Below are 13944 nucleotides of genomic sequence, written 5' to 3' on the forward strand. Positions count from 1 at the left end.
GGCTGGACGGCATGATGCCGTCCGGCGTGATGCGGATGCGCCCAATGCGTTGAGGAGTCGTTCCCGTGCCCAGTCCCGTCGTTCGGGATGGGCCTTCGGTTCCCCGTTTCAGGGGAGGCCGGGCGCCATGCTACGGATTGGCGGCCGGTTCGAAGATGGGAGGAGAGGAGGGAGGAGCGTCGCCCGACTGAAGCCCGCCAAAGCGGGTGTAGTAGATGGGATGGGCCTCGGGAACCGGGCCTTCGGCGGTTTCCAGCATGCTCATGACATGGGTTTCCGCCGCCGCCTGGACCAGACGGTAGAGGTTGCGGCACAACTGGCGGGCGGTGGTGCCGGGCCAGTTGGCCGGCAGCAATTCGTCGGGCAGCATGGGGTCGCGCAGCAGGGCGCGGCGATAGCCGTGCATCAGCAGGGTGCGGACCACGAAGCACATCTGCGGGTCCAGTTCGCCGTTGCCCGACAGGGACTGCCACAGCGGCCGGAACATGTCGAGGAACTCGTCGTAATCGACCGCCAGCCGTTCCAGGTCCCACGAGGAATGGATGATGTCGCGGATGACGTCGGGCGAGGTCCAGGATTCGGCCTCGGCGGTCATCACCATGGCGCGTTCGGCGAATCCGGTATCGGTCAGCGCGTTGCGCATGGCCACCTTGTCGGGGTCGGGATGCAGCATGACGCTGTTGGCCAACTGACCGAATCCCAGCCAGCCGAGATTGCGCCGCACCGTGTCGCGTTCCTCCGGCCCGGCGCCGGCGGTGTTGAGCGCCACCAGGGTCCAGCGTCCGTCCCAGGGGGTGCTGACATGATAATAGATGCGGCCGTTGACCGCGTCGAAGCGCCGCCGCCCCAGGTCGGTCAGGCGGTAATAGCTGCGCCGGCCGATCTGGCTGGAGGCCAGCCAGTCCTCCTTCGACAGGCGGAACACCGAGGTCCGCACGATGCGTTCGTTAAGACCCAGCGGCTCCACCAGATTGATGACGCTGCCCAGCCACGCCGAGCCGCCGTGATGCAGGATGGCGTCGCCGTAGACGGTGATGATCAGCGACTTGGCCTTGGGGCGCAGGCGCTGGAATATCTGGTCGACAAGGTCGCCGATGCGGCGGTTCATGCGAAAAGCCTGGGGTATGAAGGACGCGCCCATCCTATCCATGATGGCGTTCAGAGCAACCGTGATTTTGTATCACTTCACGGTATCAGCGCCCGGTCTTGCCCCGTCGGGCGGCAATCAGCTGAGCCAGGATGGAAACGGCGATCTCGGCCGGGGTCTTGGCGCCGATGTCGAGGCCGACCGGCGCGCTGATGCGGTCCAGCTCGCGCTGGCCCAGGCCATGGTCTCCCAGGCGCTGGCACCTTTTGGCATGGGTTCGCGTGCTGCCCAGCGCGCCGACATAGAAGGCCGGCGAGGCCAGCGCCACCCGAAGCGCCGCGTCGTCCAGACGGGGCACATGGGTCAGGCTGACCACGGCGGTGCGGCGATCCAGCGTCATTTCGCCCAGCACCTCGTCGGGCTCGCCGCAGACCAGGGTGATGCCGGGAAAGCGTTCCGCCTGGGCGAAGGCCCGGCGCGGGTCGACCACGGTGACGGCGAAGCCCACCGAGCGGGCCATGCCGGCCAGCACCTGCCCGATATGCACCGCGCCGGCGATGATCAGGGTCCAGGCGGCCTCGTGCGGGCGGATGAACAGGGAGTCCCGGTCGCCGGGCAGGCGGTCGATCTCGTCATCGCCCACAGCCAGGCTCTGGGCTCCGCTGGCGAGGTCGAGGGCCAGGGCGGTGGGGACCCGCTCGGCCTGGCAGGCGATGATGCGTTCCAGCACCGCCTGATCCGGCCGGAACACGGCGACACGGATGTTGCCGCCGCAGGGCAGGCCCACATGCCAGGCGGTCTCGTCCTCGACCCCGAAGGCAAGCTGGCGGGGGGGGCTCGCCCTCCTCCATCTCGCAGGCTTCGGAAATCACCGCCGATTCGACGCAGCCGCCCGAGACCGAGCCGGCGAAGGCCCCGTCCCCGGCGACCGCCATGTAGGACCCGCGCGAGCGCGGCGCCGAGCCCCAGGTTTCCAGCACCACCGCCAGCCGGACGCTGCGGCCGACCTTCATCCAGGACAGGGCGGTGACCAGCACCTCCGCGTCGTCGGCGGCCATGTCGGTGGGATCGCAGCGGATGGCGTCGGAGCACATGGGATCAGACTCCCGTCCAGAGATCGTCGACCAGCTTGCGGGTCACCGCCAGCAGCACTCGGCGGCGATACTTGACGCCGGTGACGGTGGTCTTGAGCACGTTGGAGGTCTTGCGCACCGCCTGAAGCAGGGTCTCGGCGGTTTCGGGTCCCCAGCCGCCGCCCACCACCGCCTCGGTCGGCGCCAGCAGCGGCGCCGAATTGGTGCCGGTGATGGCGACGCGAAGGCCGGCGATGGCGTCGCCGTCCCGCTTCAAGGCCACCGCCACCCCGGCCAGCGGGAAGTCGATGGCGTCGCGGACGCGGACCTTGACGTAGCCGGCGACCCAGCCGGTGGCGGCCGGAACCGTCACGCCGGCCAGAACCTCGCCCTTGTCCAGCGCGAGATGGTCGGCGCCGCTCTCCTTGAACAGCGCTGCCAGCTTCAAGGTGCGCTTGCCCTTGGGGCCGACGATCTCGGCCGAGGCGTCCAGCACCATCAGGGCCGGCGCGACGTCGCCGTGATAGGTGGCGTAGCAGCGGTCGGACTTGACCACCACATGGCACTTGTCGCCCTCGTATTTCAGGCAGAAGCCGTTGCCGGACCGCCACCACTCGCTCTGGTTATAGAAGACGCAGCGGGTGTCCTGGCACAGATTGCCGCCCAGCGTCGCGGCGGCGCGATGGGTCGGCCCCGCCACCAGTTCGGCGGCCTGGGCGATGGCCGGCCACGAGGCGCGGATGGCGGCATCCTCGGCGATGGCTTCCAAGGTGGCGCCGGCGCCGATGCGCAAGCTTCCGTCGGCCAGGACGGCGATACCGCCCAGATTGCCGATGGCGGTGAGATCGACCAGCGTGCCCGGCTGGCCGAGGCCGCGCCGGAGATTGGGCAGCAGATCGGTGCCGCCGGCCAGCGCCTGGGCGCCGTCGGCGGCCAGGGCGGACACCGCCTCGGCCAGGGTGGCGGGACGCAGGGTGCGGAAATCGGGAAGGATGTTCATTCTGCGGCTTCCTTCGCGTCGAGGAGTTCGACCACCCGGTCGGGGGTCAGCGGCAATTCGGTCGGGCGGATGCCGACGGCTTCGTGGACGGCATCCATCACGGCGGGCAGGAAGCCCGCCAGCATGCCTTCCGAGGCCTCCTTGGCGCCGAACGGCCCGTTGGGATCGATGCTTTCGACGATGATCACCTCGATATCGGGACTTTCCGCCATGGTCGGCACCCGGTAATCGATGATGTTGCCGTGCATCATGCGGCCGTCGTCATAGCGGGTTTCTTCCGACAGGGCCTGGCCCATGCCCATCCAGACGCCGCCCTGGGTCTGGCCTTCCACCGCCAGCGGGTTGAGCGCCTTGCCCACGTCCACCGCCACCCACACCTTGTGGGCGGTGACGCGGCCGGTGATCTCGTCCACCGAGGCCTCGACCACCTGGGCGGCGTAGCAGAAGCCCATGGTGGCGCCGATGGCGCTGCCCCTGATCTTCTTGTCGCCCTGGAATTCGGTCGGGCAGGTGAAGGTGCCCTTCACGGTGATGGTGCCGCAATCGATCATCGCCGCCTTGACCACCTCCTGGAAGGTGAGGCCGGGGTCCTGGCTGCCGGCGACCATGAACACCTCGTCCATGACCTCGATGTCTTCCTCGCGGGCGTCCAGCTTCTTGGCGGCGGCCTTGACCAGCACGCCCTTCAGCGCCATGGCGGCGTCCAGCGCCGCGTTGCCGACCATGAAGGTGACGCGCGACGAGTAGGAGCCGTTGTCCTTGGGGGTCAGGGCGCTGTCGGCCGAGATCACCCGGATGCGGTTGAGGTGGACGCCCAGAATTTCGGCCGCCACCTGGGTGGCCATGGTGTTGGAGCCCTGGCCGATGTCGGCTGCGCCGGTCAGCAAGGTGATGCCGCCGTCGAAATCCAGCTTCAGGTTGACGGTGGCGTGGGGCTCGCCGGTCCAGTGCTTGGGCGTCGAGGTGCCGGAGACGAAGTGCGAGCAGGCGATGCCCAGCCCGCGGCCCTTGGGCATCTTGCCGCGCCGTTCGTCCCAGCCCGACGCCTGCTTCACCTTCTCGATGCATTCCGGCAGGCCGTAGCTCATGACATGCTGGGCGTACAGCGTGGTGTAGGGGATCGAGGGCAGCAGATTGATCTCGCGGATCTTCATCGCGTCGATGCCCAGTTCCTCGCCCATCTCGGTCAGCAGGGCCTCGAAGGCGGCCCGCGTGTCCACCGTGCCGTGGCCGCGCATGGCGCCGCAGGGCGGGGTATTGGTGTAGACGCGCCAGGCGTCGTGCTTGATGGCCGGGATGTGGTAGAGCCCGTGCATCAGCGCGCCGGTATAGAGGATGGTGATGATGCCGTAGCCGGCATAGGCGCCGCCGGCCTGGGTGGCCTCCAGCGCCAGGGCGGCAATCTTGCCGTCCTTCTTGAGGCCGATCTTCATCTTGACCTCGGTCCACGGCCGGCCGCGATGCGAGATGAAGGTTTCCTCGCGGGTCTGGAGCAGTCGCACGTCGGCCTTGGCCTTGCGGGCCAGCAGGCCGGCGATGATCTCGAAGCTGAGGCATTCGGTGCGGGCGCCGAAACCGCCGCCCAGGAACGGCTTGATCACCCGGATGCGGGCGGTGTCCATCTGGAGGCAGGCCGCCACCTTGAGGTGGACGTAATACGGCACCTGGGTGGTGGTGTTGAGCGTCAGCATGTCGCGCTCGACATCGTATTCGGCCAAGGTGGCGTTGAGTTCCATGTGGACGTGGTTCACTTCCGCGAAGGTGTAGGTCTTCTCGCGGATCAGGTCTGCCTCGCCGAAGGCGGCCTCGACATCGCCGAACTCGGCATGAACCTCGCGCAGCACGTTGTTGGGCTTGTCGTCGTGCAGCGGCACGGCGCCGGCCTTCATGGCCGCCTTGGGCGTCATGTAGGCGGGCAGGACCTCGTATTCCACCTTGATCAGGCCGAGCGCCTTTTCGGCGGTGATCTCGTCGATGGCGGCGACGGCGGCGACCGGATCGCCGCGATAGCGCACCTTGCCGCGCGCCAGCGGATATTCGTTCTCGGCGATGGGCAGAACGCCGAACGGCACCGGGGTTTCCTCGCCGGTGCAGACGGCGTGGACGCCGTCCAGCGCCTCGGCGGCCGAGGTGTCGATGGACTTGATGACGGCATGGGCGACGGGAGAGCGCAGGATGCGCCCGACCAGGGCGCCCACCGCCGGAATGTCGGCGGTATACTTGGCCTTGCCGGTCACCTTCTCGACGCCGTCCACCAGGGGGGTGCGGGCGCCGACCTTGCCGTTCTTGGGAATATGGACAGTCATTCCGCAGCCTCCTGGCCGGAGCAGGCCGAGGCCGCGCTCTCGACCGCCTCGATGATCTTCACGTAGCCGGTGCAGCGGCAGATGTTGCCGGCCAGCGCCGTCTTGATCTCGTCGCGGGACGGCTTCGGCTTTTTGCGCAGCAGGGCCTCGGACGCCATGATCATGCCCGGCGTGCAGAAGCCGCACTGGGTGCCCAGCTTCTCGTGGAAAGCCTGCTGAAGCGCGGTCAGGCGACCCTTGGGGGCCAGACCCTCGACGGTTTCCACCGCCTTGCCGGCGACCTGATGCGCCAGGGTGGAACAGGCCAGACGCGGCCGGCCGTCCACCAGAACGGTGCAGGCGCCGCATTCGCCGCCGTCGCAGCCCTGCTTGGTGCCGGTGTGGTTGGCCGTCTCGCGCAGATAGTCCAGCAGCAGCATGTTGTCGGGCACCAGATCCTCGCGGGCGCGCCCGTTGAGGGTCAATCGCAGAATGCTTTTCAAGGTCATCCTCCCAGTCCGGGGGTGGTTCAGTCTCGTTGATACAGTCGTTTCAGCAGATCGATCAGGGTGGCGCGCTCGGCCGCCGACAGGGCGGCGGCGAACTGGCGGTCCTGATGCATCACCGCTTCCTCGATGCGCTTGAGGGCCAGCTTGCCCTCGGGCTTCATGCGCAGGCGGTAGGACCGGCGGTCGGTGGGCGAGGGCTCGCGGGCGATCAGCCCCTTCTCCTCAAGCTGGTTCACCACCTTGACGATGGACGAGCGGTCCACCTCCATGGCCTCGGCCAGCGCGCTCTGCGACAGGCCGGGATTGTTGGCGATGACTTGCAGCATGCCGTAGAGGCCGGGCGTGATGCCCTCGGCCGCCGTCACCGTCTGGGCGAACACCTTGAACGCCGCGATCTGCGAGCGCCGCAGGTGAAAGCCAAGCTCGCGGGCCATGGGGCCGACGGAGATCCCCGTCTGGGCGGCGTCGACCTGTCTGGCCCGGCTGGCGGTCATGGCATTCCCTCAATTCCAGTCCGGACATTGTTTACCAGGTCAACGAATTTGGCAAGAGGATTGTTTGCCTGGTAAACAATATTGCCGGGACAGGGTTGCGATCGCGGTTGACAAGAGCGGCGCGGGGTCCGAAATATCGCTCCCGTCTCGTTCCGATTCCGAGGGGGCTGTCGATGCGTATCGCCGCGATCATGGGACTGATGCTGCTGGCCAACCCGGCCTGGGCCGCCGAGGAAAAGGTGGTCAACGTCTACAACTGGTCCGATTACGTGGCGCCCGACACCTTGGAGAAGTTCACCAAGGCCACCGGCATCAAGGTCAATTACGACGTCTACGACAGCAACGAGATCGTCTCGACCAAGCTGATGGCGGGACGGTCCGGCTATGACGTGGTGTTCCCGTCGGCCTCGCCGTTCCTGGCCAGCCAGATCAAGGCCGGCGCCTACCAGAAGCTGGACCCGGCCAAGCTGAGGAATTACGGCAAGCTGGATCCGGCGGTGATGAAGACCCTGGCCAGCGTCGCCGATCCCGGCAATCTGTACGCCGTTCCCTATCAGATTTCGGCGACCGGCATCGCCTATAACGTGGACAAGGTCGCCAAGGCCGCTCCCGGCCTCGTCCCCGACGGATGGTCGGTGCTGTTCGACGCCGACACCGTCGCCAAACTGAAAGGGTGCGGCGTCAGCGTGCTGGATACGCCGACCGAGGTTTTTCCGGCCGCCCTGATGTATCTGGGCAAAACCGGCGCCAGTCTCGCCACCGACGACCTGAAGGCGGCGGCGGCGGCGGTGTCGAAGGTCCGGCCGTCGCTGAAATATTTCCACTCGTCGAAATACATCAATGACATGGCCAACGGCGACACCTGCGTGGCGCACGGCTATGTCGGCGATCTGGTCCAGGCCCGCAACCGCGCCAACGAGGCCGGCAAGGGTGTCAGGCTCGCCATCGTCATTCCCAAGGAAGGCGCCGTGGTCAATATCGACGCCGCCGCCATTCCCAAGGATGCGCCGCATCCCGACAACGCCCATGCCTTCATCGACTTCCTGCTGAATCCCGAGATCATGGGGGCGATCACCAATACCACCGGCTACGCCAACGCGGTGCCCGAGTCCAAGGCCTTCGTCAGGAAGGAGATCCTGTCCGATCCGGTGATCTATCCTCCGGCCGAGGTGGCGGGGAAACTGTTCCAGGTGCCGCCCGCCGACCTCGCCAAGGAGCGCGAGCGCACCCGCCTGTGGACCAGCGTCAAGACCGGCCGCTGATGACCGTCGCTCCCGCTCCCTGGACCGATCCGGCCTCGGTGCCGCTGATCCGCTTCGACGGCGTCTCCAAACGCTTCGGCGACGTGGTCGCGGTGGATCGGGTCGATCTGGCCATTCACAAGGGCGAGTTCTTCTCGCTGCTGGGCGCGTCCGGCTGCGGCAAGACCACGCTGTTGCGCATGCTGGCCGGCTTCGAGGCGCCGAGCGACGGCCGCATCCTGATCGACGGGGCCGACGTCACCGCCGTTCCGCCCTACGAGCGGCCGGTCAACATGATGTTCCAGTCCTATGCCCTGTTTCCCCACATGACCGTGGCCGGCAACATCGCCTTCGGCCTGAAGCAGGACGGGTTGGCGAGGCCGGTTATCGCCGCCAAGGTCAAGGCCGTCCTCGATCTGGTCCAGATGGGCAAGTTCGCCGATCGCAAGCCGCACCAGCTGTCGGGCGGCCAGCGCCAGCGCGTCGCCCTGGCCCGCTGCCTCGCCAAGGAGCCCAAGGTGCTGCTGCTGGACGAGCCGCTGGGGGCGCTGGACAAGAAGCTGCGCCAGCAAACCCAGCTGGAACTGGTCAACATCCAGGACCGGGTCGGCGTCACCTTCGTCATGGTCACTCACGACCAGGAAGAGGCGATGACCATGTCGTCGCGCATCGGGGTGATGAATGCCGGCCGGATTCAGCAGGTCGGCACGCCGGTCGAGATCTACGAATATCCCCAAAGCCGCTATGTCGCCGACTTCATCGGCGCCGCCAACATGTTCGAGGGAACGGTGTCCTCGGCTTCCTCGGCCGGGGTGGTGGTGGCTTGTCCGGAACTGGCCCATGACCTGACCACCGCCCATGCCGATCCGCTGGCGGGCGGCCATCCGGTGACCGTCATGGTCCGTCCAGAGAAGATGTCGATCGGCCGTGACGCGCCGGCCGACGGTTTCAACTGGGCCAGGGGCACCGTCGCCGACATCGCCTATCTGGGCGACGTCTCCATCTACCACGTCCGGCTGGACTCGGGCCGCAAGGTCGAGGCGCTTCAGGCCAATCTGCGCCACACCGAGCGGCACAAGCTGACCTGGGACGACCCGGTGTTCCTGTCCTGGCATCCGGCCGACGCCCTGGTGCTGACCCGATGATATCACCGCCGCCCCATCTCGCCTGCGGGCTGGAAGCCCGCGCTCCGAAGCGGGTGACGGCGGAGCGCGGCCGTCCCGGCCGCATTTCCGAAAGCTTGTCGGCATGACCGGCCGGCTGGGGCGTTTCCTGGTGGGGCTGCCGCCTTATCTGTGGCTGGCGCTGTTCTTCCTGGCGCCGTTCGCCATCGTCCTCAAGATCAGCCTGTCCCAGCCCGATGCCGGCATTCCCCCCTATCTGCCGCTGTGGGACGCTGCCGCCGAGGCCGGGCGGCAATGGCGCGGCACCTTCGACAACTACGCCCGGCTGGCGGAGGACGGACTTTATCTGGCGGCCTACCTCAATTCTATCCGTATCGCCGGCATCGCCACCCTGGCCTGCCTGCTGATCGGCTATCCCGCCGCCTATGCGATCGCGCGCGCGCCGACGGCGTGGCGGAACTCGCTTCTGCTGCTGGTGGCGCTGCCGTTCTGGACGTCGTTCCTGATCCGGGTCTACGCCTGGATCGGCATCCTGAAGACCGAAGGCCTGCTGAACGCCTTGCTGTTGTGGCTGGGGGTGATCGCCGAACCGCTCCAGATTCTCCAGACCGATCTGGCGGTGATCATCGGCATGACCTATTCCTATCTGCCGTTCATGGTGCTGCCGCTGTACGCCACCTTGGAAAAGATGGACCTGTCGCTGCTGGAAGCGGCCGCCGACCTGGGCTGCCGGCCGTTCAAGGCTTTCCTGGCCGTCACCTTGCCGCTGTCCATGCCCGGAATCATCGCCGGCTCGCTGCTGGTGTTCATCCCGGCGGTGGGCGAGTTCGTCATTCCCGATCTGCTGGGGGGCACCGATACCCTGATGATCGGCAAGATCCTGTGGTCCGAGTTCTTCGACAACCGCGACTGGCCGGTGGCGTCGGCGGTGGCGGTGGCCATGCTGGTTCTGCTGGTGGCGCCGATCATGATCGTCCAGAACGCCCGCGCCGGGGCCGAGGACAAGGCCGGGGGGAAGGGGCGGCGATGATCCTCTACGTCCTGCTGGCCTTCGCCTATGCCTTCCTCTACATCCCCATCGTGGTGATGATGGTGTTCTCGTTCAACGCCTCCAAGCTGGTGACGGTGTGGGGCGGCTTTTCCACCAAGTGGTACGCCGAACTGCTGACCAACGAGAAGGTTCTGGACGCCGCGTGGCTCAGCCTGAAGGTGGCGGTGGTCAGCGCCACCATCGCCACCGTGCTGGGAACCCTGGCGGCGGTGGTGCTGGTCCGCTTCCGCCGGTTCCATGGTCGCACTCTGTTCGCCGGCATGGTGACGGCGCCGCTGGTGATGCCGGAAGTGATCGTCGGTCTGGCGCTGCTGCTGCTGTTCGTCGCCATGGAGCAGGCGATCGGCTGGCCGGCCGGCCGGTCCATGACCACCATCGTGGTGGCGCACGGCACCTTCAGCCTGTCCTTCGTCACCGTGGTGGTGCGTTCGCGGCTGGACCGGATGGACGCCTCGCTGGAAGAGGCCGCCATGGACCTGGGGGCGCGGCCGCTGCGGGTGTTCCTGTCCATCACCTTGCCGCTGATCGCGCCGGCCCTGCTGGCCGGCTGGCTGCTGGCCTTTACGCTGTCCATCGACGACGTGGTGATCTCGTCCTTCGTGTCGGGGCCAGGCGCGTCGCCCCTGCCCATCGTCATCTTCTCCAAGGTCCGCCTGGGGATCAGTCCGGACATCAACGCGCTGGCCACCATCGTGGTGGCGCTGGTGGGGGTCGCCATGGCCATCGCCGGCCGCGTGGCGCTCGGCCGCCGATGAGCGGGCCCGTCGCCGCCGAGGACATCGCCCGGCTGCGGGCGGCGCTGGAGGCCGATCCGGGCGAGGGGCGGAACTGGGTCGCCTATGTGGCGATTCTGCTGGATGCGGGCGACGATCCGATGGCTGCCGCCGCCGTCTTGTGGCTGGGGCGCGGCCGGGGACTGGCCGGCGAGGAGGTCGACCGGTTGCAGGAACGGGTGGCCGACGCCTTGTTCCAGCGGGCCGTCGCGTCGCATCGCGCCTGGCGGACCGAGCGGGCGGGTGGCGCAGCGGACCGGAGCCTGCTGGACCGCGCCGCCCTCTGCTACGAGTGGGTTGCCCGTCTTTGGCCCGACAACGTGCGTGCCGTCATCAATTTGGCGCATGCCCGCCGGGACATGGGCCGCTACGACGACGCGGCCGACCTGCTGGAACAGGTCGTCGCCCTGGTTCCCGATCTGGCCGAGGCCTATTTCCATCTGGCCTCGGTCCGTCGCGACCAGGGGCGGCCGGATCTGGCCGCCGACCTGCTGGACCGCGCGCTGGCCCTGGACCCGTCCGATTACAGGGCGCATGGCAATCTGGGCGGCATTCGCGGCCAATTGGGCGATCATGCCGCCGCTTTGGCTTGCTATCGCCGGGCATTCGAGCTGAGGCCCGACGATCCGCTGGTTCTGCTCAGCTACGGCCAGAGCCTGTGCCGCCAGGGCCAGACCGCTGAAGGGCTGTCCCTGCTGCGGCAGGCCCTGGCGCTCGATTCCGACCTTCCCGAAATCCTGGAATCCCTTCCCGAGGTCCTGGTGGAGGCCGGCGAGATCGATGCCGCCCGCCATGTCTGGGGGCGGATCATCCACCGCCATCCCGCCGTCGACGACCGGGTTGGCGGGATGGAAAACATCACCGCCCTGATTCCGGTCGGTCGGGCGGGGTCGCTGTTCGTCCATTCGCTGGTCGATGGGCACCCCCAGGTCTCGACCCTGCCGGGGGTGTATCTCAAGGGCTGGTTCGGCCGTGGCGTCTGGGGCAGGTTCAGCCCGTCGTCGGGCGATTCCGACTGGCGGCAGACCCTGGTCGGGCGGATTCTCGACGAGTTCGAGCCCATGTTCGACGCCCGCTCGCGCCGGAACGTCGTCGGCCGGCCATTCGACAATTCCGCGTGGCTGGCCTCCGACATGGGATTCGTCGAGATGGGACCGGACCGGACCACTCCCTTCGTCGTCGACCGGGACGCCTTCGCCGCCGCCATGCTGGATCTGCTGGCGCCGCTGCCGGATGTGGGCCGCAAGGACTGCTTCAAGCTGATGCATGCCGCCTTCGACCGGGCGACCGGACGCGGCGGTCCGAAAGAGGCGCTGTTCTACCACATCCACAATCCCAATGCCGGCGAGCTTGCGGGCTTTCTTGGCGATTGTCCCCGGTCGCGGCTGCTCTACGTGGTCCGTCAGCCGGTCCAGTCCATCGAATCGTGGCTGATGCTCGACGTGGCGTCCCCCGATTCCCCGGCCGACAACGCGGCGCGTCTGGGATCTTGGGCCGAGATGGTCAACACCATCGTCACCGTCTTCCAGAAGATGCACCCCCACTTCCATCCCGGCATTTCCGATGCCGGCATTCGGCTTGAGGACCTGAAGGCCGAACCGCGGCGGGTGCTGCCCCGCCTTGCCGCCTGGATGGGGGTGGCCGACCATTCCGCCCTCTACGAATCCGCCTTCTGCGGTTTGAAATATTGGGGGACATTGTCGGTCAGCGGCCCGGTCGACGGCTTTTCCGACAAGAACCTGCGCCAGTCCAGGGGGCGGGTGTTCGGAGAGCGCGACATCTTGATCCTGGAAACCCTGCTGTGGCCGTTCTCGCGGCGCTATGGCTATACCTCGTGGGGACCGGACGAGTTCCGCGCCCGTCTCGCCGATATCCGTCCGTGGCTGGACCAGCCGCTGGAGTTCGAGACCGTCAACCACGCCGGACTGCGTCATCCCGCTCCACCCTTGGACGACGTGCCGGCCTATCGTCGCCTGCACGCCTTTCTCCAGGCCCATTGGACCTTGCTGGACCGCGACGGCGATTACCGGGGCATTCCCGAGCCGCTGTCGCTGGAGTGATGCGGGCGATTCCACGCGGAATTGGATAAAATTGCCCTCAAATTGCCAACAATAAAAAATACGTAATGTGACATCATGCACAGTTTGCGTGGCTGGATGTTGTTAGTGTTTGTTCATGAGACACGAGGCGGGAAGAAAAAGCCAAGTATCTCTTGACGCAAATCGGACGGAGACCCGGCATCGGGACGTCCCACCAAGGAGTGAAAGCCATGTTGACCTATGCCCGCAGCCTGATCCGCCAGCTGGTTCGTGACGAAAAGGGCGCCACCGCCATCGAATACGGCCTGATCGCCGCCCTGATCGCCGTCGCCGCCGTCACCGTGATGGGCACCGTCGGCACCAACCTGACCAGCACCTTCACCACCGTGGCCGGCAAGCTGTAGGCGCGCGTCACGGGGTCCAGACAGGCGCTCCCGACCGGGGGCGCCTTTGCTGTTGCGGAAGGGGCATTCCCTGGCGGTCCGGCCCGGCAGCAGCAGGACGGCGACCAGCAGCAGCGGGATGAACCCGATGAAGATGCGGGTTTCGAAGAACTTTCCGACCACCATGGCTCCGGCGACCATCACCAGATGGACGAGGCCGAACGCCAGCAGGCGGACCGGGAAGCGCCAGGCCAGCACCAGGGCGATGGCGGTGATGGCGACGACGAAGACGGGGTAGAGCAGTTTCATCGACAGGGCCGGATTGGCGATCTCGAACGCGATGTCGTCCAGGTTCGGGAACAGGTTGATCAGCATGCTGTCGAATTGCTGGTCGTGGATGGCCTGGGCGTCGCTGGAAAGCCTGGGTCCCGACGCCTCGACGAACAGCAGGGCGCGCAGGGACAGCACCGCGCCGATTCCCGCCGGAATGCTCAGCAGTCCCGCCAATATCCTGGCCCGATCCGGCGCCGTCGCCGGTCCCAGGCCAAGGCGGCCCAGACCCCAGCGGCACCACGGGTCCAGAATCATCCACATGGAGATGTAGAACGCGCTTTCGCGATTGAGGAGGGCAAGCGGGAACAGCGCCATGAACCACGTCCACGGACGTCCCGACAGGACGAACTCGGCGAACAGGATGAAGGTGATGATCTCGATGTAGTCCCAGGCATAGAGCCAGGGCGGCGACAGCAGGAACGAGAACGAGGCTTGCAGCGTGAACAGGCACAGCAGCCCCGGGATCATGCCGCCGCCGTGCCGCCGTCCCAGCCGGAACGCCAGGAAGCCGGCGATGGACAGCGCCAGGGCGGAAAAGGCGATGTGGGCGAG

13 protein-coding genes are annotated in these 13944 nt (G+C 67.0%); 6 read left to right on the forward strand and 7 right to left on the reverse strand.

Features of this window, described 5'->3' with window-relative positions:
- Positions 1-130: 130 nt before the first annotated feature.
- The 7 genes from paaX to MTBSS4_RS16785 all read right to left on the reverse strand — a co-directional run bounded on the left by paaX (position 131) and on the right by MTBSS4_RS16785 (position 6448).
- Complete coding sequence (gene paaX, locus MTBSS4_RS16760) at positions 131-1108, reverse strand: phenylacetic acid degradation operon negative regulatory protein PaaX (protein ID WP_173984544.1); 978 nt, start codon at positions 1106-1108, stop codon at positions 131-133.
- Between the two features lie 85 nt (positions 1109-1193).
- A complete protein-coding gene (locus tag MTBSS4_RS16765; protein ID WP_254432625.1) occupies positions 1194-1838 on the reverse strand; it encodes an XdhC family protein in 645 nt (214 codons plus the stop codon).
- Positions 1720-2181: an XdhC family protein gene (locus tag MTBSS4_RS22495; RefSeq protein ID WP_368667800.1), complete on the reverse strand. Its 462-nt coding sequence runs from the start codon at positions 2179-2181 to the stop codon at positions 1720-1722. The genes MTBSS4_RS16765 and MTBSS4_RS22495 overlap by 119 nt, the downstream gene beginning before the upstream one ends.
- A 4-nt stretch (positions 2182-2185) precedes the next feature.
- Positions 2186-3160 carry a 4-hydroxybenzoyl-CoA reductase subunit beta gene (gene hcrB, locus MTBSS4_RS16770; RefSeq protein ID WP_173984545.1) on the reverse strand — a complete coding sequence of 325 codons (975 nt, stop codon included), beginning with the start codon at positions 3158-3160 and terminating at the stop codon, positions 2186-2188.
- Positions 3157-5466, reverse strand: coding sequence for a 4-hydroxybenzoyl-CoA reductase subunit alpha (hcrA, locus tag MTBSS4_RS16775; protein ID WP_173984546.1), 2310 nt, complete (start codon positions 5464-5466; stop codon positions 3157-3159). Before hcrA ends, hcrB begins: the two co-directional genes overlap by 4 nt.
- Positions 5463-5948, reverse strand: a complete 486-nt coding sequence (gene hcrC / locus MTBSS4_RS16780; protein WP_173984547.1) for a 4-hydroxybenzoyl-CoA reductase subunit gamma — start codon at positions 5946-5948, stop codon at positions 5463-5465. Before hcrC ends, hcrA begins: the two co-directional genes overlap by 4 nt.
- A gap of 26 nt (positions 5949-5974) precedes the next feature.
- Positions 5975-6448, reverse strand: a complete 474-nt coding sequence (locus tag MTBSS4_RS16785; protein WP_217425567.1) for a MarR family transcriptional regulator — start codon at positions 6446-6448, stop codon at positions 5975-5977.
- 173 nt (positions 6449-6621) lie between these two features.
- Here MTBSS4_RS16785 and MTBSS4_RS16790 point away from each other — a divergent pair, with 173 nt between their 5' ends.
- From MTBSS4_RS16790 to MTBSS4_RS16815, 6 genes are all read left to right on the forward strand, one after another.
- Entirely contained in the window at positions 6622-7710 is a 1089-nt protein-coding gene (locus tag MTBSS4_RS16790; RefSeq protein ID WP_173984548.1) for a polyamine ABC transporter substrate-binding protein, read from the forward strand.
- Positions 7710-8834: an ABC transporter ATP-binding protein gene (locus MTBSS4_RS16795; RefSeq protein ID WP_173984549.1), complete on the forward strand. Its 1125-nt coding sequence runs from the start codon at positions 7710-7712 to the stop codon at positions 8832-8834. The genes MTBSS4_RS16790 and MTBSS4_RS16795 overlap by 1 nt, the downstream gene beginning before the upstream one ends.
- Before the next feature lie 103 nt (positions 8835-8937).
- Positions 8938-9843 carry an ABC transporter permease subunit gene (locus MTBSS4_RS16800; protein WP_173984550.1) on the forward strand — a complete coding sequence of 302 codons (906 nt, stop codon included), beginning with the start codon at positions 8938-8940 and terminating at the stop codon, positions 9841-9843.
- The gene (locus tag MTBSS4_RS16805; protein ID WP_173984551.1) at positions 9840-10619 is read left to right on the forward strand and encodes an ABC transporter permease subunit; all 780 of its coding nucleotides are present in this window, start codon (positions 9840-9842) and stop codon (positions 10617-10619) included. The genes MTBSS4_RS16800 and MTBSS4_RS16805 overlap by 4 nt, the downstream gene beginning before the upstream one ends.
- Entirely contained in the window at positions 10616-12697 is a 2082-nt protein-coding gene (locus MTBSS4_RS16810; RefSeq protein WP_173984552.1) for a tetratricopeptide repeat protein, read from the forward strand. Before MTBSS4_RS16805 ends, MTBSS4_RS16810 begins: the two co-directional genes overlap by 4 nt.
- A gap of 209 nt (positions 12698-12906) precedes the next feature.
- Entirely contained in the window at positions 12907-13080 is a 174-nt protein-coding gene (locus MTBSS4_RS16815) for a Flp family type IVb pilin (protein ID WP_173984611.1), read from the forward strand.
- Positions 13081-13944 lie beyond the last annotated feature (864 nt).

This window comes from Magnetospirillum sp. SS-4 (assembly GCF_902729425.1).
Classification (GTDB): Bacteria; Pseudomonadota; Alphaproteobacteria; order Rhodospirillales; family Magnetospirillaceae; genus Phaeospirillum.

Excerpts from the sequence above, each read along its gene's own strand:
- paaX (WP_173984544.1), bottom strand. The coding sequence starts at position 1,108 with ATGAACCGCCGCATCGGCGACCTTGTCGACCAGATATTCCAGCGCCTG.
- MTBSS4_RS22495 (WP_368667800.1), bottom strand. The coding sequence starts at position 2,181 with ATGTGCTCCGACGCCATCCGCTGCGATCCCACCGACATGGCCGCCGAC.
- hcrB (WP_173984545.1), bottom strand. The coding sequence starts at position 3,160 with ATGAACATCCTTCCCGATTTCCGCACCCTGCGTCCCGCCACCCTGGCC.
- hcrA (WP_173984546.1), bottom strand. The coding sequence starts at position 5,466 with ATGACTGTCCATATTCCCAAGAACGGCAAGGTCGGCGCCCGCACCCCC.
- MTBSS4_RS16785 (WP_217425567.1), bottom strand. The coding sequence starts at position 6,448 with ATGACCGCCAGCCGGGCCAGACAGGTCGACGCCGCCCAGACGGGGATC.
- MTBSS4_RS16790 (WP_173984548.1), top strand. The coding sequence starts at position 6,622 with ATGCGTATCGCCGCGATCATGGGACTGATGCTGCTGGCCAACCCGGCC.
- MTBSS4_RS16795 (WP_173984549.1), top strand. The coding sequence starts at position 7,710 with ATGACCGTCGCTCCCGCTCCCTGGACCGATCCGGCCTCGGTGCCGCTG.
- MTBSS4_RS16800 (WP_173984550.1), top strand. The coding sequence starts at position 8,938 with ATGACCGGCCGGCTGGGGCGTTTCCTGGTGGGGCTGCCGCCTTATCTG.
- MTBSS4_RS16805 (WP_173984551.1), top strand. The coding sequence starts at position 9,840 with ATGATCCTCTACGTCCTGCTGGCCTTCGCCTATGCCTTCCTCTACATC.
- MTBSS4_RS16810 (WP_173984552.1), top strand. The coding sequence starts at position 10,616 with ATGAGCGGGCCCGTCGCCGCCGAGGACATCGCCCGGCTGCGGGCGGCG.
- MTBSS4_RS16815 (WP_173984611.1), top strand. The coding sequence starts at position 12,907 with ATGTTGACCTATGCCCGCAGCCTGATCCGCCAGCTGGTTCGTGACGAA.